16 protein-coding genes and 1 pseudogene are annotated in these 19,635 nt (G+C 62.8%); 10 read left to right on the top strand and 7 right to left on the bottom strand.

Annotation, left to right across the window (positions count from 1 at the left end; translation table 11 throughout):
• The first annotated feature begins 2 nt into the window (after positions 1 to 2).
• From AACH87_RS01500 to AACH87_RS01485, 4 genes are all read left to right on the top strand, one after another.
• Positions 3 to 788 (top strand): SDR family NAD(P)-dependent oxidoreductase, encoded by a 786-nt coding sequence (locus AACH87_RS01500; protein ID WP_338796947.1) that lies wholly within the window; start codon positions 3 to 5, stop codon positions 786 to 788.
• 83 nt (positions 789 to 871) lie between these two features.
• Complete coding sequence (locus tag AACH87_RS01495) at positions 872 to 1,861, top strand: Bug family tripartite tricarboxylate transporter substrate binding protein (RefSeq protein ID WP_338796946.1); 990 nt, start codon at positions 872 to 874, stop codon at positions 1,859 to 1,861.
• Between the two features lie 310 nt (positions 1,862 to 2,171).
• The gene (locus tag AACH87_RS01490; RefSeq protein WP_338796945.1) at positions 2,172 to 3,869 is read left to right on the top strand and encodes an acyl-CoA dehydrogenase family protein; all 1,698 of its coding nucleotides are present in this window, start codon (positions 2,172 to 2,174) and stop codon (positions 3,867 to 3,869) included.
• Between the two features lie 123 nt (positions 3,870 to 3,992).
• Complete coding sequence (locus AACH87_RS01485) at positions 3,993 to 5,720, top strand: tannase/feruloyl esterase family alpha/beta hydrolase (RefSeq protein ID WP_338796944.1); 1,728 nt, start codon at positions 3,993 to 3,995, stop codon at positions 5,718 to 5,720.
• A gap of 63 nt (positions 5,721 to 5,783) precedes the next feature.
• On the opposite strand, the gene AACH87_RS01480 is transcribed toward AACH87_RS01485, so the two are convergent.
• Positions 5,784 to 6,233, bottom strand: a complete 450-nt coding sequence (locus tag AACH87_RS01480; RefSeq protein WP_110960495.1) for a carboxymuconolactone decarboxylase family protein — start codon at positions 6,231 to 6,233, stop codon at positions 5,784 to 5,786.
• 116 nt (positions 6,234 to 6,349) lie between these two features.
• On the opposite strand from AACH87_RS01480, the pseudogene AACH87_RS01475 reads away from it, so the two are divergent.
• Both AACH87_RS01475 and AACH87_RS01470 read left to right on the top strand, forming a co-directional pair.
• Positions 6,350 to 6,549: pseudogene (locus tag AACH87_RS01475) on the top strand (tannase/feruloyl esterase family alpha/beta hydrolase); the annotation flags it as partial.
• 200 nt (positions 6,550 to 6,749) lie between these two features.
• Positions 6,750 to 9,794, top strand: coding sequence for a metallophosphoesterase (locus AACH87_RS01470; protein WP_338796942.1), 3,045 nt, complete (start codon positions 6,750 to 6,752; stop codon positions 9,792 to 9,794).
• Positions 9,795 to 10,267: 473 nt separating this feature from the next.
• Here the strand turns inward: AACH87_RS01470 and AACH87_RS01465 are convergent, their stop codons facing one another.
• On the bottom strand, positions 10,268 to 10,510 hold the full coding sequence (locus AACH87_RS01465) for a hypothetical protein (RefSeq protein ID WP_338799067.1): 243 nt from the start codon (positions 10,508 to 10,510) through the stop codon (positions 10,268 to 10,270).
• A 331-nt stretch (positions 10,511 to 10,841) separates the two neighbouring features.
• Positions 10,842 to 12,014 carry a 4-hydroxybenzoate 3-monooxygenase gene (gene pobA / locus AACH87_RS01460; RefSeq protein WP_338796940.1) on the bottom strand — a complete coding sequence of 391 codons (1,173 nt, stop codon included), beginning with the start codon at positions 12,012 to 12,014 and terminating at the stop codon, positions 10,842 to 10,844.
• Between the two features lie 215 nt (positions 12,015 to 12,229).
• On the opposite strand from pobA, the gene AACH87_RS01455 reads away from it, so the two are divergent.
• Positions 12,230 to 13,129, top strand: a complete 900-nt coding sequence (locus tag AACH87_RS01455; RefSeq protein WP_338796939.1) for a helix-turn-helix domain-containing protein — start codon at positions 12,230 to 12,232, stop codon at positions 13,127 to 13,129.
• Between the two features lie 42 nt (positions 13,130 to 13,171).
• Here AACH87_RS01455 and AACH87_RS01450 read toward each other — a convergent pair whose 3' ends face one another.
• Entirely contained in the window at positions 13,172 to 14,596 is a 1,425-nt protein-coding gene (locus AACH87_RS01450) for a PLP-dependent aminotransferase family protein (protein WP_338796937.1), read from the bottom strand.
• Between the two features lie 229 nt (positions 14,597 to 14,825).
• Between AACH87_RS01450 and AACH87_RS01445 the strand changes: the two genes are divergently transcribed.
• Genes AACH87_RS01445 through AACH87_RS01435 form a run of 3 tightly spaced genes read left to right on the top strand, consistent with a single transcriptional unit; the run spans position 14,826 to position 16,197 of the window.
• A complete protein-coding gene (locus tag AACH87_RS01445; protein ID WP_338796935.1) occupies positions 14,826 to 15,203 on the top strand; it encodes a VOC family protein in 378 nt (125 codons plus the stop codon).
• A gap of 38 nt (positions 15,204 to 15,241) precedes the next feature.
• The gene (locus tag AACH87_RS01440; RefSeq protein ID WP_338796934.1) at positions 15,242 to 15,670 is read left to right on the top strand and encodes a VOC family protein; all 429 of its coding nucleotides are present in this window, start codon (positions 15,242 to 15,244) and stop codon (positions 15,668 to 15,670) included.
• Between the two features lie 8 nt (positions 15,671 to 15,678).
• On the top strand, positions 15,679 to 16,197 hold the full coding sequence (locus tag AACH87_RS01435; RefSeq protein ID WP_338796933.1) for an EVE domain-containing protein: 519 nt from the start codon (positions 15,679 to 15,681) through the stop codon (positions 16,195 to 16,197).
• Here the strand turns inward: AACH87_RS01435 and AACH87_RS01430 are convergent.
• The 3 genes from AACH87_RS01430 to AACH87_RS01420 are packed head-to-tail and all read right to left on the bottom strand — an operon-like array spanning position 16,194 to position 19,616.
• Complete coding sequence (locus AACH87_RS01430; protein WP_338796932.1) at positions 16,194 to 16,931, bottom strand: ABC transporter ATP-binding protein; 738 nt, start codon at positions 16,929 to 16,931, stop codon at positions 16,194 to 16,196. The two genes, AACH87_RS01435 and AACH87_RS01430, sit on opposite strands and share 4 nt — an antisense overlap.
• A complete protein-coding gene (locus tag AACH87_RS01425; protein WP_338796931.1) occupies positions 16,928 to 17,704 on the bottom strand; it encodes an ABC transporter ATP-binding protein in 777 nt (258 codons plus the stop codon). The genes AACH87_RS01430 and AACH87_RS01425 overlap by 4 nt, the downstream gene beginning before the upstream one ends.
• The gene (locus AACH87_RS01420) at positions 17,697 to 19,616 is read right to left on the bottom strand and encodes an ABC transporter permease (RefSeq protein ID WP_338796930.1); all 1,920 of its coding nucleotides are present in this window, start codon (positions 19,614 to 19,616) and stop codon (positions 17,697 to 17,699) included. The genes AACH87_RS01425 and AACH87_RS01420 overlap by 8 nt, the downstream gene beginning before the upstream one ends.
• Positions 19,617 to 19,635 lie beyond the last annotated feature (19 nt).

The following is a 19,635-nucleotide window of genomic DNA, read 5'->3' as shown; positions in this document are numbered from 1 at the left end:
CCATGCAGATTCAAGGACAAGCCGCCCTCGTCACCGGTGGCGCATCGGGCCTCGGCGAAGCCACGGCCCGCGAACTGGCCCGCCTGGGCGCCAAGGTGGCCGTGCTCGACCGCAATGCCGAGCTGGCAGCCAAAGTGGCTGCCGACATCAACACGACCCACGGCGCGGGCACCGCTCTGGCCTGCCCTTGCGACATTACCGACCCCGCCAGCGTGACCGCCGCCATCGAACAGGCCGCTGCCGCGCACGGCCCGGCCCGCATTTTGATGAACGTGGCAGGCATTGGCACCGCCAAGCGCGTGGTGCAGCGCGACGGCAGCGCCGCACCGCTAGAAGACTTCATCCGCGTGGTCAACATCAACCTGGTGGGCACCTACAACATGAGCCGCCTGTTTGCCGCCGCCTGCGCCAAGATGCCCGCGCTGGACAGTGGCGAGCGCGGCGTGATGATGTTCACCGCATCGGCCGCCGCCTTTGACGGGCAGGTGGGCCAGCAGGCCTACAGCGCATCCAAGGCGGGCCTGGCGGGCATGACGCTGCCCATGGCGCGCGACCTGGCCCAGCACGGCATTCGGGTGTGCACTGTGGCCCCCGGCCTGTTTGCCACGCCCCTGGTCAAAGAGCTGCCCGAAGCCGTGCAGCAGTCGCTGGCCGCCAGCATCCCCTTCCCGCCCCGCCTGGGCAAACCCGAAGAGTTTGCCGAGCTGGCCTGTCATATCGTGACCAACGGCCACCTCAACGGCGAGGTGATCCGGCTGGACGGCGCACTGCGCATGGCCCCGCGCTGAGGGGCACAGGCGCAGTTCCGCGATAGATTTTTTCCGCACGCTTTCCGCACGTCATAGCAACACATACATACCAGGAGACAACCATGACGACACGCCGCCAATTTGTGCAAGCCTTGGGCTCTGCTGCCGCCCTCGGTGGCCTCTACCCGCTTTCTGCCTCTGCCCAGCCTGTGGACCAGGTCAAGGTGCTGTTCGGCTTTCCCGCAGGCAGCTCGGGCGACACCGTGGCCCGCCGCGTGGCCGAGAAATGGGGCGGCACCGCCTACAGCAAGAATGCAGGTGTGGTGGAAAACAAGCCCGGCGCAGGCGGCCGCATTGCGCTGGAGACCTTGAAGGCCGCGCCCGCTGATGGCTCGGTGCTGGCGCTGGCCCAGGTGTCGGCCATTGCCAACTACCCGCACATCTACAGCAAGATGAACTACACCGACAAGGACTTTGCGCCTGTGTCGATTGCCGCCGTCATGCACCACGGCCTGGCCGTGGGCCCCATGGTGCCTGCCAGCGTCAAGACGGTGAAGGACTTCCTGGCCTGGGCCAAGGCCAACCCCAAGGACGCCAGCTACGGCTCGCCCGGTGCAGGCTCCACGCCCCACTTCCTGGGGGCGCTCTTGGGCATCAACAGCGGCGTGGAACTGCGCCATGTGCCCTACCGTGGCTCCATCCCCGGTGTGACCGATGTGGTGGGCGGGCAGATTGCCGCCATGGTCACACCGCATGGCGACTTCATTGCCAACTACAAGGCAGGCAAGCTGCGCATTCTGGCCACGTCCGGCCCCAAGCGCTCGCAGTACGTGCCCGATGTGCCCACCTTTGCCGAGCAGGGCTTCCCTGAGCTGACCACCGAAGAATGGTTTGGCTTCTACGCCCCCGCAGCCACACCCAAGCCCGTGATTGCCGCCGCCAACGCCGCCATCAACGCCGCGCTGAAGGAAAAGTCCGTCATCGACAGCCTGGCCATCGTGGGCCTGATGCCTCTGGGCTCCACCCCCGAAGAGCAGGCCCGCTGGCAAAAGGCCGAGTACGACACCTGGGGTCCGCTGATCAAGAAGATTGGCTTCACCGCAGAGTCTTGACTCCCCCCTGAGGCGCTGGCGCGCCTTCCCCCCTGAGGGGGACGCCACCCGTGGCCTGGCAAAGCCAGCTCCACGGTGGCGCTAGCCTGGGCCGCGCCAATGCTGGAGAGTGGTGGCATGGCGCGCGGCGCAGCCCTCTCAAGGCAGCGCCCCACCCCACCCGTTCGGGCTGAGCCTGTCGAAGCCAGGGCACGCCGCGGTGGAAGTCCTTCGACAGGTTCAGAGTGAACGGCTTCGTTTCATTTCAAGCAAAAACAGCCCCTCACGCTTATCCAACAAGCGCAAGCAGCTATCAAATCAAGAGCAAACCATGCCCGCAAGCCAGACCCTCGCCGACATCCAGTTCCTGCTGACCGAGGTGCTGCAGGCCCCCGCACAGTGGCAGGCTCTGGCACCGTTTGCAGAGGCCGATGCCGAGCTGGCAGGCCAGGTGCTGGAAGAAGCCGCCAAGTTTGTGGACAGCGCCGTGGCCCCGCTGCAGCGCGTGGGCGACGAGGTAGGTTGCCGGTTTGATGCCGGGCAGGTGCGCACCCCGCCCGGCTTCCGTGATGCGTACCAGGCCTTCTGGCAAGGCGGCTGGCCCGCACTGGCCTGCGCCCCTGAAGATGGCGGCCAGGGCCTGCCCGCCGTGCTGGAGTGCGTGCTGTACGAATGGCTGGCCGGTGCCAACCACGGCTGGACCATGGCCCCAGGCCTGCTGCACGGCGCGTACGAATGCCTCAAGCACCACGCCAGCGATGCCTTGAAAGCACAGTACCTGGAGAAAGTCGCCACCGGCGAATGGCTGGCCACCATGTGCCTGACCGAAGCCCACGCGGGCAGCGACCTGGGCCTGGTGCGCACGCGAGGTGTGCCCCAACCCGACGGCAGCGCGCGGGTGAACGGCAGCAAAATTTTCATCTCTGGCGGCGAGCACGACCTGACGGACAACATCGTGCACCTGGTGCTGGCGCGCCTGCCCGATGCGCCTGCGGGGCCCAAGGGCCTGTCGCTGTTCCTGGTGCCCAAGGTTCTTGAGGACGGCACACGCAATGCCGTGGTGTGCGAACGTATCGAAGAGAAGATGGGCCTGCACGGCAGCCCCACCTGCGTGATGCGGTTTGACGACGCCACCGGCTGGCTGGTGGGCGAGCCCAACAAGGGCCTGAATGCCATGTTCGTGATGATGAACGCCGCCCGCCTGCACGTGGGCCTGCAAGGCATTGGCCTGCTGGAGGCCGCGTGGCAAAAGGCCAGCGCCTACGCCGCCGAGCGCCGCCAGATGCGCGCCCCCGGTGCTACGGAGCCCGTCAGCCTCATCCAGGACCACCCCTCCATTCGCCGCACCCTGCACACGCAGCGCGCCTGGATTGATGGCGGGCGTGTGCTGGCCTACCACACGGCGCTGCAGCTCGACATTGCCAAGCACAGCACCGACGCCGCTGAACGCGCCGCCGCGCAGCGCTGGTGCGCGCTGGTCACGCCCGTGCTCAAGGCCGCATTCACCGACCAAGGCTTTCAAGGCGCCAGCGCCTGCCTGCAGGTGTTTGGCGGCCACGGCTATGTGAGCGAGTGGGGCATTGAGCAGATCGTGCGCGACGTGCGCGTGGCCATGATTTACGAGGGCACCAACGAAATCCAGGCCATCGACCTGCTGGTGCGCAAGGTGCTGGCCGATGGCGGTGCGGGCATGCAGGCCCTGCTGGCCACCCTGCCCGCCACCACCCGCTGCAACGCGCTGGCGCAAATCACCAGCGACTTGGCCACCGCTGTAGCACAGCACCCCCAGCAGCCCGACCTGCCCTACTGGGTGGCCGACGAGTACCTGCGCGCCACCGCCCTGGTGCTGCTGGAATGGGCCTGGGGCCGCATCACTGCCGCGCCCGGTGGCAGCGCAGAGCGCTGGCAGGCACCAGCCCACGCACTGCACACCTGGGTGCTGCCCGAGCTGGACATGCGGCTGGCCGTGATGCGCCAGCGCCTGGCCGATGCTGCAGTGCTTCAAGACAAATTGGCCTCTACCGCTTGATGGACAAGCGCAGGCAGCTATTGAATCAATAGCAAAACTACTCCGCCCATTTTCCCCACCCACAGCGTGTTGAGGCCGCGCTGCGGGGCCACTTGCGCCTCAAGCCACCTAGGAGACAACAGCATGACCACAAAAACAAAGCGTGCACTTCCGTTGACCCTGACCCTGCCAGCCCTCGCAGCCGCCATGCTGGCGGGCTGCGGCGGGTCGGACGGCGGGTTGCCCCAGCTCACCGCGGCGCAGCCCGCCACCTTGCAGTCGTGCGCCACGCTGGCCAGCAGCCTGGCACTGCCCGACACGCGCATCACCTCGTCCGAACTGGTGGCCGAAGGCGGCTTGACGGCCGCAGGCGTCACCACGCCCATACCTGCGCACTGCCTGGTCAAAGGCAAGATGAAAGAGCGCACCAGCACTGTGGATGGTGCGGCCTACGCCATCGGCTTTGAGATCCGCATGCCCGTCAACTGGAACGGTCGCTTCCTCTACCAGGCCAACGGCGGGCTTGATGGCTCGGTGGTCACTGCGCTGGGCTCCGTCAGCGGCGGCGCCCCCGTGGCCCCCGCGCTGGTGCAGGGCTTTGCCGTGCTCAGCTCCGACGCAGGCCACCCCGCCCCCACGCCCTTCTTCGGGCTGGACCCACAGGCCCGGCTGGACTACGGCTACCAGGCCGTGGGCACCCTCACGCCCATGGCCAAGAACCTCATCAAGAGCGCCTACGGCAAGGCACCCGACCGCTCGTACCTGGCAGGCTGCTCCAACGGCGGTCGCCACGCCATGGTGGGCGCATCGCGCTATGCAGACCAGTACGACGGCATTCTGGCGGGCAACCCCGGCTTCCACCTGCCCAAGGCCGCCACCACCCAGCTGTGGAAGGCCCAGCAATACACCAAGGTGGCCAGCAAGGACGCCACTGGCCAGCCTGACCTGACCACCGCCGTCACCCCTGCAGAGTTCAAGCTCATCAGCAGCAAGATCGTGGCGAAGTGCGATGCACTCGATGGCGTGGCCGACGGTCAGGTCAACGACGTGGCTGCGTGCCAGACCGCCTTCAACCTGCAGACGGACGTGCCCACCTGCACCGGCTCGCGCGATGGGTCGTGCATCTCTGCCGACCAAAAGAGCGTGCTCGCCAGCATCTTTGCAGGCCCCAAGAACAGCAAGGGCGAAGCGCTGTACACCGGCACCTGGTGGGACCCCGGCATTGCGGGCAGCAACTTTGCGTCGTGGCACTTCGGATCGCCCGCCACGCGCGATGCAGGCGCGGTGGCCTTCATCTTCACCACTCCGCCCAGCACCGTGGCTGCCTTCACCGCCACCACGGGCCTGCAGTACGCACTGAACTTCAGCATGGAGACGGACTATCCCAAGATGTTCGCCACCACACCGCTGTACACCGAGTCGTCATGGTCCTTCATGACGCCGCCCAATGAGGCCGACCTGAGCACCCTGAAGAACCGCGGCGGCAAGATGATCGTCTTCCACGGCGTGGCCGATGGCGTGTTCTCGCCCATGGACACCGCGCAATGGATGGACAAACTGCAGGCCAACCACGGCAACAACGCCGACGCCTTCGCCCGCCTGTTCATGGTGCCCGGCATGAACCACTGCTCCGGCGGCCCCGCCACCGACCAGTTCGACATGCTGGCCCCGCTGGTCGCCTGGGTGGAACAAGGCAAGGCCCCCGACAGCGTGACGGCCAAGGCACGCGGCGCAGGCGCCAACGTGGTCAACACCGAGCTGCCCGCCAGCTGGTCCGCCAACCGTACCCGGCCGCTGTGCGTGTACCCCAAGGTGGCGCGTTACAACGGGACGGGGGATGTGGAGAGTGCGAGCAGTTTCAGCTGCAAGTGATCCATTCTGCGCCTGAATAGCGGGAAGCCCGGCTTGCGCCGGGCTTCCTTTTTTCATTTCCTTTTACGCCTTGGCGCGAGGCTTCATGCGGAAGCTGACGCCCATGCGGTTGATGGCATTCATCGTGGCAATCGTGAGCGTCAGGTCCACCAGGTCCTTCTCGCCAAACACAGCCAGCGCGGCCGCATAGGCTTCATCAGAGGCATGGGTCTCGCTCACGCGGGTCACCTCCTCGGCCCAGGCCAGCGCGGCGCGCTCCTGCTCGGAGAACAGATACGCCGCCTCATGCCACACAGGGACCAGCACCACCTTCTCCACCGACATGCCTTCGGCCAGAAGGTCACGCGTGTGGATGTCGATGCAGTGCGCGCACCCGTTGATCTGCGACACGCGCAGGAAGACCAGGTGCGTCAGCAAGCTGGGCAGGCCTGTGCCTTGGGTGACAAAGTGGTGCAGCGTCCCGATGGCCTTGGCCCCCTCGGGCGATACGTTGAACCAGACAGCGCGATTCATACAGCAGTTCCTTCACATTGAATGTTGGGCGGAGGGCGATATCGGCCTCCTGCTCTCAAGACGTGTGATGTGAGGGTGCTGTGACAGATGGTGGAGAAATGGGTGTGGGCGTCTCCGTGGTCGCCTAGGTGGAACAAGGCAAGGCCCCCGACAGCGTGACCGCCAAGGCACGTGGCGCAGGTGCCAACGTGGTCAACACCGAGCTGCCCGCCAGCTAGTCTGCCAACCGCACCCGGCCGCTGTGTGTATACCCGAAGGTGGCGCGGTACAACGGGACGGGGATGTGGAGAGTGCAGGCAGTTTTAGTTGCAAGTGAGGGGTAGAGTTGAAAGAGGGAAGCCCGGCCTGTGCCGGGCTTTTTTGCGCGAGGACTGGCTTGTAGCCTAGGTTTGATTGCGCGCTGCTCGATACCAAAAAATCCGTACGTCTTAACTCCGCAGAGGGGTATCATTTCTTTTGATGTTTTGCTTCGCTCTTGCGAATGTAATATTTCTCCACTACTTAGCAACCTGACCGATGACTCAAAAACTGATGCTACTGCATCTCAGTGACATTCATATCAAAACACCGTCAGACGCGATTCTAAGCAGAGCGTCTAATATTGCTTCCGCAACATTCTCCCGCCTTCCTGAAGTCCATACCATTGCAATAGTGATATCTGGCGACATTGCATTCAGCGGCACAACCGCTCAGTACGGACTCGCTGTTACATTCATTGAAGAGATTAAGGCTGTAATACGCAAGGAGGCGCCGCGTATCCAAATCGAGGTCTTTGTTTGCCCCGGGAACCACGATTGTGATTTCAGCCTTCACGACGACACTCGCGACGCCGTAATTGCCAAGATTCGAACGCTAGAGGGCACGGATCCGTCTATCTCGCTTATAAAGACCGCGTCCTCTGTCGAGGATGCATTTTTTGCTTTCAGAGCGCAGGTCTCCGACTATAAGTGGAATCATGACGACCGACTCTCTTGGCAGACTTCCATTGCAATCTCGAATCATCGCGTGGGATTCCGTTGTCTGAATGTCGCTTGGATGTCTGAGTTGCGGGAGAAACAAGGAGCACTCGTTTACCCTCCTACAGCCGTTAAACCTTTTGGCTTTGACGAGAAGACGGATCTCGCGGTGACGTTACTGCATCACCCCTTCAATTGGCTTGGGCAGTCAACTTACCGCGCGTTCCAAGCGGCAGTGCGACGCGAAAGCCATCTAATTTTCACAGGACATGAGCATTTTCAAAATGCAGTTGAGACGAATGATTTAAGAAGTTCATCGAGTGTCTCAATTGAAGGTGGTGTTCTATATGAAAAATCGACTCCAGATTTATCCACTTTCAATATTGTTATTGTTGATCTAGCCACAAAACAATACTTGATGGAGTTATTAACCTGGAACGGTTCACACTACCTACCTCAAATCGACGAAGGGGAGTGGGGTTCCCTTAGGAGTCTCCCTACGAAAGGTCGGCCTACTTATGAGTTGCAAGATGAGTTCGCAAAGTCGCTGAATGACCCAGGTGCGAACTTTAGCCACAGCGCAAAGAAGGAACTACTGATCGATGATGTCTTCGTCTGGCCCGAACTAAGGTTACTTGACGACCCCGCACCAATCAAGAAACAGGTGTCGGGTGCGTATCTAGAGGATATCGAGAATCTCAACGGAGGAATTTTTCTACGAGGCGACGAGAAGAGCGGGAAAAGTACGCTACTAAGGCAATATTTTAAGAGTTATTACAACAGAGGATTTTTACCGCTGTACTTCCGTGCTTCATGGTTGACAAAGAGCCACCGTACAGAGTCATTGAAAGCACTGAAGCACGCACTCGACCGCCAGTACCGCAAGGCGGATCGTGATGCTTGGCTGCAGGAATCAAAGGGTCAGCGCGTCCTATTTCTTGATGACATTGATGGATGCTCGCTGTCACCCGAGGCTTTAGGAGAATGCCTGACTGGTCTCTTCGAGTATTTTTCTGGCGTCATCGTTACCGCTCGTGATGGAGCTGCTGCGATGGATGTACTTGCCCTTGAAAGGGTTGAGGCGCTCCACGGCTTCCAGCAGTATGAAATTAGAGAGTTTGGACATAAAAAACGCTTTGAGCTCGTATGCAAGTGGGCCGAGATTGGCGGTGAATCCGAAGACTCTGCTACTTGGTCACAGACTATTGACAAATGGGAGAAAGACCTAACGACTGCTGTAGGTAGGCAGTTCGTGCCAGCCGTGCCAATTTTTTTACTTACCCTTCTCCAAAGTATTGAGTCTGGAAGAACTGCAGATCTTCAGAACAGTGCATTCGGGCATTACTATCAGTTCTTAGTGACATCCTCACTTCAGAACGTCGGCATCGAGAGAGAGCAGTGGAGTGAGGTGATGAACTATTGCGCCAACCTCGCATGGTTCGTTTACTCTTCGGGCCGCCGACAGTTTTCAAAAATAGAGCTTGAAGGCTTCAACTCTGCCTTCAGCAAGGAATTCACGCCAGTCGCATTTGGCCAGCGTGAAAGACATTTATTGCAAGCCAACATTTTGGCACCAGTCGAGGGTCAGCTGGAATTTAAGTACCCCTATCTTTATTACTATTTTTTAGGACAATATCTCGCAGACCGTATACATGAAAAAGAGATTGAGCAGGTCATCATGCAACTTTGTGACGACCTCCATCTGCGGGACAACGCTAACGTGCTGCTCTTCACGAGCCATCACACAAAGAGCCCGGTTATATACGAACGGATCGCAGAAGCCCTAGACAAGTGCTTTTCTGACGAACCTGTTTTCGACTTTGAACGTGATGTCCAGTCGCTCAATAATCTTGTGGACTCTGCGCCCAGCTTGATCTACGAGGAGGACTCGGTACGTCGCTCACGTGCTACTGTTCGTGAGCATCAGGACCGATCCGAAGAGGCTGCAGCGGATAGCACAGACGATATGGCTGAGATTCCATCTGCTATAACAAGACTATTTCGAGGCATGGAAATACTCGGCCAATTTTTGAAAAATCATTACGGAACTACAAAAAATCCCGTCAAGGATGAATTAATAGATAAGTTATTCAAGAGTGCACTTCGCGGTTTACACGGTGCGACTCTCATGATCCGGGAGGATGCGCCAGCTCTAGCCGCGCACATTGAGCGTATTCTTGCCGAGGGGAGACCCGACCTCCCATCGGATACGGTCAAAGCAAATGCAAAACGTATCGTCTTTGACGTTATTGGTATGGTTACCTTTGCATTTGTCCAGAAGGCTGGCTCTACGGTTGGATCAACTTATCTGAAAGACAACCTTGCATCAATCGTTGGGAAAAATGGCTCCCTCGGATACGATCTCATTCAGATGAGTTATCAACTGGACCTGCCAGAGGCTATCCCCTTTGCTAGGCTCAAAGTACTCAACAAGTCTGTAGAAAAAAATGTCTTCTCGCAGGCAATTCTGAGCTCAATGGCACTGAAGCACCTCCACCTGTTCAAAGTCTCCTATAAGGATAAACAGCGCCTATGCGAAGAGCTTGGCATTAAATTGCAACGACAATTGGCCTTAGACTATGATCGACGAACTCGTCGTAACTAGATTACTCTTGGATTAGGTGTCCTCACGCAGTAATAGGGTTCTGTGAACTGCAGGGTATGGTCGCCATAGTGAATGCCTCACGCAAACCTGCTCGTGCACTCTCGTGTCGCGCAGATCGCTCACGAGCTGCAGCACCGAGCTAAGCAACAAAGATGCTTGCACAGGTGAATTCCGAGCAAGTTTTTACTTTTTGCGTACTTCCACTTGGGGCTTAACAGCTCCTTCTCCGACGAAAACAGATACGCCAGGTCCGTGTCCCGCAGCTTCTTGCCGTAGACCAGCGATTCGGGGAAAGTGCACAGCATGGTCGTCATCCACCACGAGAAGCGCTGGGCCTTCTAAAGGCGGGCCAGGACCTAGTCGGAGTATTGATCGATCCCAGTGCTGACGCTGTCGGGGTAGCGAGCCATCACGGCATAGCGCGATCAGGTAGAACTCTGACGCCACGCAGGCCTCTGCGGGTGATCAACCGCCTACTCCGACGCGCCCGGCGTGCGTTCAGCTGGAATGGGCGATCTACTGGCTTCTTCTTTCGCCTTCTTCCCTTGGTCGTGATGCCACTTGATGGCGTAGAACATGCAGGTGCCAAACACGAGCACCTTGAAGGTGATGAAGACTATCGGGACCCAATCCATTGTTGATGGCTTTCCTGGTTGCTGATGGGCACCCACTACCGTCCAGTGCAGTGCCTCAAAACGCCGCGTCTGCAGCTTCATCGTGTTCAAGCCATCGTCGAATTGCACACCGACAGCACGGGGCCAATGATCTGAAAACTTGGGGTAATGCTATCGAGCTTGCTGAGCGGGCGTAAGCATCAGTTCTGCCCAAATTTTGCGTAGCAGATGGAGATCGCTGTGCCGGGAGGCAACATGGAAAGCGGCGTTGTCATGGTGCCCGCAGAGGGCCGCAGCGCGCAGGCCGTCGGGCACGCCGCGTGAGCAGACGGAGCGCCAATTGCACACAACGCCGACCGGGCACACACAAAAGGCCTGCATGAGAGAACCCCATGCAGGCCTTTAATTGGGTGGCAGTGCTACTGCCGGGCGCTCAGAACGGCAAACCCACGTAGTTCTCTGCCAGCGAGCCCAGCGCCTTCTCGGACGAGAACAGGTACGCCAGGTCCGTGTCCTGCAGCTTCTGGTCGTAGGCCAGCGAGTCGGGGAAGGTGTGCAGCATGGTCGTCATCCACCACGAGAAGCGCTGGGCCTTCCACACGCGGGCCAAGGCCTTTTCGGAATATTTGTCGAGGCCGGTGCTGTCGCCATCCTTGTAGTGGGCGACCATGGCGTGGTACAGGTAGTAGATGTCCGAAGCCGCGCTGTTCAGGCCCCGTGCGCCGGTGGGCGGCACGATGTGGGCGGCGTCGCCCGCCAGGAACAGGTTGCCGTAGCGCATGGGCTCGGCCACGAAGGAGCGCAGGGGGGCGATGGATTTTTCGATGGAAGGGCCGGTGATGAGCTGCGCGGCCACTTCGGCAGGCAGGCGGCGTTTCAGCTCGGCCCAGAAGGCTTCGTCGGACCAGTCTTCCACGCTGTCGGTCAGCGGTACCTGGATGTAGTAGCGGCTCAGCACCTGCGAGCGCAGCGAGCACAGCGCAAAGCCGCGTTCGTGTTTGGCGTAGATCAGCTCGGGCGAGACGGGCTTGGTGCGCGAGAGCACGCCCAGCCAGCCGAAGGGATAGACCTTTTCATATTCCTTGAGCACATCGCGCGGGATGGACTTGCGGCTCACGCCGTGGAAGCCGTCGGCGCCGATGACGAAGTCGCAGTCAATGCGGACCACCTCGTCGCCACTGCGGTAGGTCACATACGGGTTGGCACTTTTGAGGTCGTGCGGCTGCACGTCTTCGGCGTTGTGGATGACGATGCCCTTCATGCCGTCGCGCGCTTCGTACAGGTCGCGCGTGAGCTCGGTCTGGCCGTAGACGACCACCGAGCTGCCGCCGCTGTACTTGTGCAAATCGACCCGGTCCATTCTGCCGTCGTGGGCAATGATGAAGCCGTCGTGGATCTCGCCTTCGCGGTCCATGCGCTCGCCGCACTGGGCCTCGCGCATGAGTGCAGCAAAGCCGTGCTCCAGCACGCCAGCGCGAATGCGGCCCAGCACGTATTCGCGGCTTTGGCGCTCCAGCACCACGGTTTCAATGCCTTTGAGGTGCAGCAGTTGCGAGAGCATCAGCCCCGAGGGGCCGCCGCCGATGATGCAGACTTGGGTTTTCATGTTGTCTCCTTTGTTGTGAGCGACTCACAAAACTCCCCTGGCGTTGTTGTCCTGCCTTGCCGTACTTTTTGTACTGTCTGCGGCAGGACGCCTAGCCAGGGCCGCTGCGCTGAGTTTTGTGAGCCGCTCTTGTGGATTTGATGACGTCGGTCAAAACGACCACCCAAAGATACGTGGCACAGTCGCCGCGTTGAATGGACGAATGAATCCAGAACATGCACTTTTCGAACATCGGCATCATCCAGTCGTACAGCCTGTTTGGCGAGTCGCAGCACCTGCCCGATGTGCTGCACTGCGAGACGATTGCCGAGCGGTCGGTGCTGCACGACTGGGAGCTGGCACCGCACCGCCATGCGCGGCTGCACCAGGTGTTGCTGGTGGAATCGGGCGGCGGCACGGCACACCTGGACGATGCGCGCTACCCGCTGCGGCCCGGCACGCTCATCAACGTGCCGCCGGGGCATGTGCATGCCTTCCGGTTTCAGCAGCACACGCAGGGCTGGGTGACCACGCTGGCCGATGAGCTGATGGACGAGATCTTCGTGCGCGTAGGCGATGTACGCCGCGACCTGGCGCAGCCCGCCGTGCTGCCCGCCAATGCCTATGTGAGCCAGACGGTGGCGCAGATTTGGCAAGAGTTCTCAGGCCGCGCCAAGGCCCGCGCGCTGGTGCTGCGGGGCCTGAGCGCCACGCTGCTGGGCTGGGTGGCGCGGGTCATGGAGGAGCACCAGCCCAGCGAGCCCGCCCCTGCGGAATCGAGCCTGGTGCAGCGGCTGGAGGCATTGATTGAGGCACATTTTTTGGAGCACTGGCAGGTGGCCGACTACGCCCGTGCGCTGGCCGTGTCGCCCACCCACCTGAGCCGCGTGGCGCGCGCGGCCACGGGCGTGTCAGCCCAACGGCTGGTGGAGGCGCGGCTGATGCGCGAAGCACGGCGCAACCTGGCCTACACCCACCTGGGCGTGGCCACCATTGCCTACACGCTGGGATATGCCGACCCGGCGTATTTCACACGGGCTTTCACCCGCGATGCGGGGGTGTCGCCGCGCGCATTTCGGGCGCAGGTGTCGGGGCTGGGTTCAAGCGCTGCGCGCACCGTCAGCGGGGCTGAATGAAGCTATGGGTGGGTGTGCGCTGCTGCGGGTCTGCCCGGCGGTTCACCTCTGCACAGCACCCATCTCCCCCGCCAACCGGCCCAGCACTTGCGTGGCCCTCGTGATGTCGTGGGCCGGGGCTGCGGCAAAGTTCAGACGGATGCAGTGCGCAAAGCGCTGGTCGGCAGAGAACAGCTGGCCGGGCATGAGGCTCACGCCCGCTTGCAGCGCCCGGCGCATGAGGGCCAGAGAGTCGATGTGGGGGGCCAGCTCCAGCCACAAAAAGTAGCCGCCCTGCGGGCGCGTAACACGGGTGCCTGCGGGGAAGGATTCAGCAATGGCATCGATCATCACATCGCGCTGCAAAGCCAGCGTTTGGCGCAGGCGGCGCAGGTGCAGGTCGTAGCCGCCCTGGGCCAGGTAATCAGACAGCGCGGCTTGCGGTGGTACGGAGGCCGAGAGGCTGCTCATGACCTTGAGGCGCTCGATGGCGCGCGTCCACCGCCCGGCGGCCACCCAGCCCACGCGGTAGCCGGGGGCCAGGGTTTTGGAAAACGATGCGCAGTGGATGACCCAGCCTTCCGGGTCAAACGCCTTGATGGGGCGCGGCTTGTGCGCGCCTGCATACAGGTCGCCGTACACGTCGTCTTCGATCAGGGGCACCTGGTAGCGCGCCAGCAGGGCGGCCAGCGCTTGTTTGCGGTGCTCGGGCATGAGCGCGCCCAGCGGGTTCTGAAAGTTGGGCATGAACCAGCAGGCCTTGGCCTCACCGCTGGCCAGCGCCGATTCAAGCGTGGCCAGGTCCACCCCTTCGCTGGCACTGGTGGGCAACTGCAGGGCACGCAGCTTCAGGCGTTCAATGGCTTGCAGCGAGGCATAGAAGGTGGGGGCCTCCAGCAGCACGAGGTCGCCCGGAGACGTCACGGTCTGCAGGCTGAGGTTGAGCGCGTCCATGGCACCGTTGGTGACGACGATTTCGTCCACCTCAGCCCTCACCCCATCCACCGCGTAGCGCTGCGCAATTTGCTGGCGCAGGCGCAGGTGGCCGGTGGTGAGGTCTTCGATGAGCTTATGCGGTGGCAGGCGGCGCAGGGCGGTGCCCATACAGCGGGCCAGTCGGTCCAGCGGGAACAGGGCCGGGTCTGGAAATGCCGAGCCCAGGGGCACCACATCTTTGCGGCGTGCAAGGTTCAGTATCTCCACCACCAGGTCGTTGATGGTCACGGTGTGGGAGGTGAGCGATGGGCGCGAGGTGCCTGGGCCCTGCAGTGGCTCTTGCAGGCGCGGCAGCACGTAGTAGCCCGAGCGTGATCGCGCCTGGATCACACCGCGCGATTCGAGCAGGTAGTAGGCCTGGAAGACGGTGGACTGGCTGATCTTGCGCCGCTCACTGCACAGCCGCACCGAGGGCAGCTTGTCGCCCACGCGCAGCGAGCCTGAGCGGATCAGGGCATGGATTTCGTCAGCGAGTTGCTCGTATTGCGTCATGGTGTGGGTGCGCCCGCCCCGCACCCATGGGTTGTGGCGCGGCCTGCTGATGGCATTCTAGGAGCGCGCAATGCGGCAGCCCACGCACGGCGATGAGTAACTGGTACAGCACGTCCAGCGCAGAGGGGTTCAGAGGGATGCACGCTGCTGACATGGCGGTGTCAGCAGGGGGGCAGCACCATGCGGTCTCGTATTTTTCATCACGCGCTTTGACGCAAAGGAGGTCCCCATGAACAACGCCATCACCTGGTTTGAAATTCCCACCCCACAGATCGACCGCGCACAGGCTTTTTACGAAGCCGTGCTGGGCCAGAGCATGCGCCGCGAGGTGATGGGCCCGCAAAGCGAACTGGCGGTGTTTTCCTACAACCAGGGCACAGGCGTGGGTGGTGCACTGATGACGGGCACCGCCGCTGCACAGCCTAGCGGGCAAGGCACGGTGGTGTATCTGGATGCATCGCCCTCGCTGGACGCGGCGCTGGAGCGTGTGGTGGCGCAGGGCGGCAAGATTGCGCTGCCACGCCAGGCTTTGCCACCAGGCATGGGCTTTTTTGCGCACATCCATGACCTGGACGGCAACCGCGTGGGTCTGCACGCCATGAACTGACACACGCTACGAGCGACAACACCGGAAAGGACGACACCATGGAAACCCAGGAACTGCACCGCGGCAGGCTGATTGATCATGTCCAGCTGGTGGTGCGCGATCTCGCCGCCAGCCATGCCTTTTATGCCGCCATCTTCCAGGCTCTGAACGTGCCCATGGGTGGAGCCAACAAGGAGTATTTCTGGGCTGATGAGCTGTTTGTATCCACCGCTGACAGCAGGGCGGCACAGGGTCATCTCACGGGCCGGGTGCATCTGGCGTTTCAGGCACAGAACCGGGACATGGTGCATGCGTTTTACGAGGCGGCCCTGGCCCACGGCGGGCAAGACAACGGCCCTCCGGGCGAGCGCCCCTACCACCCCGGCTACTACGCAGCGTTTGTGTTGGACCCTGACGGCAACAACATTGAGGCCGTGTTCCATGGCGAGGCCCAGCGCAGCGCGCCTTCGGTCAAGGTTACGTTTTGAGGCACCCGATGAGCCAGCAAGCACTGTGGCCCACCCCGCCAGCAGCGGCGCAAGCCCCGTCAACGTCAAGCACACACCGCAACTGGATTGCGGTGGCTTGTGCCACCCATGCCCGCCGGGGCTGCGCACAGCCACAGGCGGGCTTCATGCAGGTGTGCCACGGCAAGGCGGCTCCGCTCAGGCGCGTGCAGGCGGGCGACCGCGTGGCCTACTACGCCCCCACGGTGACCATGGGTGGCAGCGACAGGCTGCAGGCCTTTGTATCGATTGGCGTGGTGCAGCCAGGTGATGCCTACGCGTTCGACATGGGTGGCGGGTTTGTGCCTTTTCGCAAAGACGTGCATTACCTGCCCGCACGCGAAGCACCAATTGCGCCGCTGCTGGACCGCTTTGAGTTTGTGGACGACCGCCAGCGCTGGGGCAGCAAGTTCCGCTTTGGACTGTTTGCCATCAGCGACCACGACATGGGTCTGATTGCCGAGGCCATGGGCGCGTCTCTGTTTGCACTGGGGATAGGCCTGGCTTAGACACCCAGGTAGGTTTTGCGAATCTCGGCGTTGCCCACCAGCTCGGCCATGCGGCCTTGGTGGGCGATTTGGCCTTGCTCAATCAGGTAGGCACGGTCGGCCACCGCCTCGGCAAAAGGCAGGTTCTGCTCGCTGAGCAGCACGCTCACGCCCTGCGCCTTGAGGGCGCGGATGGTGCGGGCCATTTGCTGCACGATGAGGGGGGCCACGCCCTCAGACGGTTCATCAAGCAGCACCAGCAGGGGCTGGCCCATGAGGGTGCGGGCCACGGTAAGCATTTGCTGTTCGCCCCCGCTCATGCGCCCGCCGGGGCGCTGGGGCATTTCACCCAGGTTGGGGAAGAGTGCAAACAGCTTCTCGGGCGTCCACTCGGGGGCGGGGGTGCCGTCGGGCCAGCAGCGGGGGCGCTGGTGGCCCACTTCCAGGTTGTCCATGACAGACAGGTCGGTGAAGATACGGCGCTCTTCCGGCACATAGCCCAGGCCCATGCGGGCGATGTCGTGCGGCTCGCGCCGCGCAATGTCTTGCCCCAAAAATTGCACGCCGCCGCGCCGCGCCACCATGCCCATGATGGCCTTGAGTGTGGTGGACTTGCCCGCGCCGTTGCGGCCCATGAGGGCCACCACCTCACCGCGCCCGATCTGCAGCGACACATCAAACAGGATCTGCGCCGCGCCGTACCAGGCGTTGAGGCCTTGCACCTGCAGCAGTGGCGCCGTTGCGTTTTCTGTCATGCGGCCTCCCCGGCATCAAAGCCTGCGCCCAGGTAGGCGTCCTGCACGCGGGCGTCGGCCTGGATCTGCTCGGGCGTACCCTCGGCCAGCAGGCGGCCGCGCACCAGCACCAGCACGCGGTCGGCCTGGCCAAACACCACGTCCATGCTGTGCTCGGTGAACAGCACGCCCATGCGGCGCTCGCGGGCGATCTGGCGGGTCAGCGCCATCAGAGCGAGGCGCTCGGCCGGGGCCATGCCTGCGGTGGGCTCGTCCATCAGCAGCAGGCGCGGGCCGTGGGCCAGGGCCATGGCCAGCTCCACGCGTTTCACATCGCCATAGGCCAGGGCGCTGCAGGGGCGCTCGGCCTGGGCCTGCATGCCCACCTGCGCCAGCAGGGCCAGGGCATCGTCACGCCGATGCAGGCCTGCCCGGTGCCAGAAGCGGTAGATGCTGCGGTCGGCCGACAGCAGCGCCATCTGCACGTTCTCCAGCACCGTCAGCGATGCAAAGGTCTCGGCAATCTGGAAGGTGCGGCCCACGCCCTTGCGCCAGATGGTGCGCGGCGGCAGGCCGGTGATGTCCACATCGCCCAGCCGCACGCGGCCCGCATCGGGCCGCAACTGGCCGCCCACCATGTTGAAGGTGGTGGACTTGCCTGCACCGTTGGGGCCAATGAGGGCAAGCATTTCGCCTGCGGCCAGATCAAAACTGACCTGATCGACCGCCTGCACGCCACCAAAGGCGCGGCTGAGGCCAGTGACTTGCAGCAGGGGCGGCTCTGGCTTATCCACGCGCCCCCCTTTGGTCTGCAGCACCTGCATTGCGGGCCTGCCAGCGCTGCGCCAGCTGCTGCCCAAACCCTGCAAGCCCCTGTGGGAACAGCAGCACCAGCACCAGCATGGTCGCGCCCAGCACGGCGCGCCAGTAATCGGTGTTGCGGGCCACGGTGTCATGCAGCCAGGTGAACAGTCCCGCCCCCACCCAGGGGCCTGCCAGGGTTTGCACACCACCCAGCAACACCATCACCAGCCCATCGACGGACTTGCCGACCGACAGCGCATCGGGCGAGATACTGCCCTTGGAGAAAACAAACAGTGCGCCCGCCAGTCCCGCCGCCACCCCGGCCACCACAAACGCCACCCACTGCAGGCGGCGCACATCCACGCCCAGCGCCTCGGCCCGCAAGGCTGAATCGCGCGCGGCGCGCAGTGCCAGGCCAAACGGGGCCAGCAGCATGCGGCGCAGCAGCAGTGCAGCAGCCACCACGACCGCCAGGGTCAGGGCGTAGTACGCCAGCGGGTTCGCCAACCATGCAGCAGGCCACACGCCGGTGATGCCGTTGCTGCCGCCAGTCACCGTATCCCACTGGTAGCACAGCGCCCAGGTGATTTGCGCGAAGGCCAGCGTGAGCATGGTGAGGTACACGCCCGACAGACGCACGCACAGCCAGCCATACAAAAGCGCGCCCAAGCCAGCAGCCAGCGGGGCCAGCGCCAGGGCCAGTTCCATGGGCACCCCGGCAGTGCGCACCAACAGCGCCGCCGCATAGGCCCCCAGCCCAAAGTAGGCCGCATGGCCAAACGAGTGCAGCCCGCCGGGCCCCATGATGAAGTGCAGGCTGCTGGCAAACAGGGTCGCCACCAGCACGTCGACCAGCAACACGGGCAGGTAAGGCCACACGCCTGCAGCCAAAGGCACCAGCGCCAGCAGCACCAGCGGGGCCCAGCCCAGGCGGCGCAGACTTGCCGTGGCCGGGCGCAGGAGTGCATCCACATGCGCCAGCGCACGCACCGGGGCCTGCGGGCGGCCCAGCAGCCCCCAGGGCCGCCACACCAGCACCACGGCCATCACCACAAACTCCACCACCAGCGTCATCTTGGATAGTGACAGACTCACGCCCGCCACCTCTACCAGCCCAATCCAGATGCACAGGGCCTTGAGTTCGGCAATGAGCACTGCAGCCACCATCGCCCCGGTGATGGAGCCCATGCCACCCACCACCACCACGACAAACGCCGCGCCAATGGTGAGCAGGTCCATCTCCAGGTGAGCAGGCTCGCGCGGCAGCTGCAGCGCGCCTGCCAGCCCGGCCAGCAAAGCCCCCAGCGCAAACACCGAGGTGAACAGCCACGCCTGGTTGACGCCCAGGGCGCTGACCATCTCGCGGTCTTGCGTGGCGGCGCGCACCAGCGTGCCCCAGCGGGTGCGGTGCAGCAGCAGCCACATCAGGCCCAGCACCACAGGGCCCACAGCCATCAGGAACAGGTCATACACCGGAAACTGGCGACCCAGGATGCTGACGGCCCCCTCCAGCCCCGGCGCACGGGGGCCAAACAGCTCTTCAGGACCCCAGGCCCAGAGTGCGGCATCTTTGATGACCAGCACCAGTGCGAAGGTGGCCAGCAACTGGAACAGCTCAGGCGCGCGGTAAATGCGCCGTAGCAGCGCCACCTCGACCACCGCCCCCAGCAGGCCCGTAGCCACCGGGGCCAGCAACAGTGCAGGCCAGAAGCCCAGCGTGGGGGCCAGCCGCTCGACCAGCGTGTAGGCCAGGTAGATGCCCAGCATGAAGAACGAGCCATGCGCAAAGTTGACGATGCGCATGACGCCAAAAATCAGCGACAGCCCCGCCGCCACCAGAAACAGCGACGAGGCCGAGGCCAGCCCGTTGAGCAGTTGAACGACCAGGCCGGAGAAGCTCACAAAGATGGGGTCCGTTGCA

The organism is Acidovorax sp. DW039, assembly GCF_037101375.1.
Lineage (GTDB): Bacteria > Pseudomonadota > Gammaproteobacteria > Burkholderiales > Burkholderiaceae_C > Acidovorax.
The sequence above is the reverse complement of the archived record's forward strand: the minus strand, read 5'-3'. Positions and strand labels throughout refer to the sequence as shown.

Excerpts from the sequence above, each read along its gene's own strand:
- AACH87_RS01500 (WP_338796947.1), top strand. The coding sequence starts at position 3 with ATGCAGATTCAAGGACAAGCCGCCCTCGTCACCGGTGGCGCATCGGGC.
- AACH87_RS01495 (WP_338796946.1), top strand. The coding sequence starts at position 872 with ATGACGACACGCCGCCAATTTGTGCAAGCCTTGGGCTCTGCTGCCGCC.
- AACH87_RS01490 (WP_338796945.1), top strand. The coding sequence starts at position 2,172 with ATGCCCGCAAGCCAGACCCTCGCCGACATCCAGTTCCTGCTGACCGAG.
- AACH87_RS01485 (WP_338796944.1), top strand. The coding sequence starts at position 3,993 with ATGACCACAAAAACAAAGCGTGCACTTCCGTTGACCCTGACCCTGCCA.
- AACH87_RS01480 (WP_110960495.1), bottom strand. The coding sequence starts at position 6,233 with ATGAATCGCGCTGTCTGGTTCAACGTATCGCCCGAGGGGGCCAAGGCC.
- AACH87_RS01470 (WP_338796942.1), top strand. The coding sequence starts at position 6,750 with ATGACTCAAAAACTGATGCTACTGCATCTCAGTGACATTCATATCAAA.
- AACH87_RS01465 (WP_338799067.1), bottom strand. The coding sequence starts at position 10,510 with ATGAAGCTGCAGACGCGGCGTTTTGAGGCACTGCACTGGACGGTAGTG.
- pobA (WP_338796940.1), bottom strand. The coding sequence starts at position 12,014 with ATGAAAACCCAAGTCTGCATCATCGGCGGCGGCCCCTCGGGGCTGATG.
- AACH87_RS01455 (WP_338796939.1), top strand. The coding sequence starts at position 12,230 with ATGCACTTTTCGAACATCGGCATCATCCAGTCGTACAGCCTGTTTGGC.
- AACH87_RS01450 (WP_338796937.1), bottom strand. The coding sequence starts at position 14,596 with ATGACGCAATACGAGCAACTCGCTGACGAAATCCATGCCCTGATCCGC.
- AACH87_RS01445 (WP_338796935.1), top strand. The coding sequence starts at position 14,826 with ATGAACAACGCCATCACCTGGTTTGAAATTCCCACCCCACAGATCGAC.
- AACH87_RS01440 (WP_338796934.1), top strand. The coding sequence starts at position 15,242 with ATGGAAACCCAGGAACTGCACCGCGGCAGGCTGATTGATCATGTCCAG.
- AACH87_RS01435 (WP_338796933.1), top strand. The coding sequence starts at position 15,679 with ATGAGCCAGCAAGCACTGTGGCCCACCCCGCCAGCAGCGGCGCAAGCC.
- AACH87_RS01430 (WP_338796932.1), bottom strand. The coding sequence starts at position 16,931 with ATGACAGAAAACGCAACGGCGCCACTGCTGCAGGTGCAAGGCCTCAAC.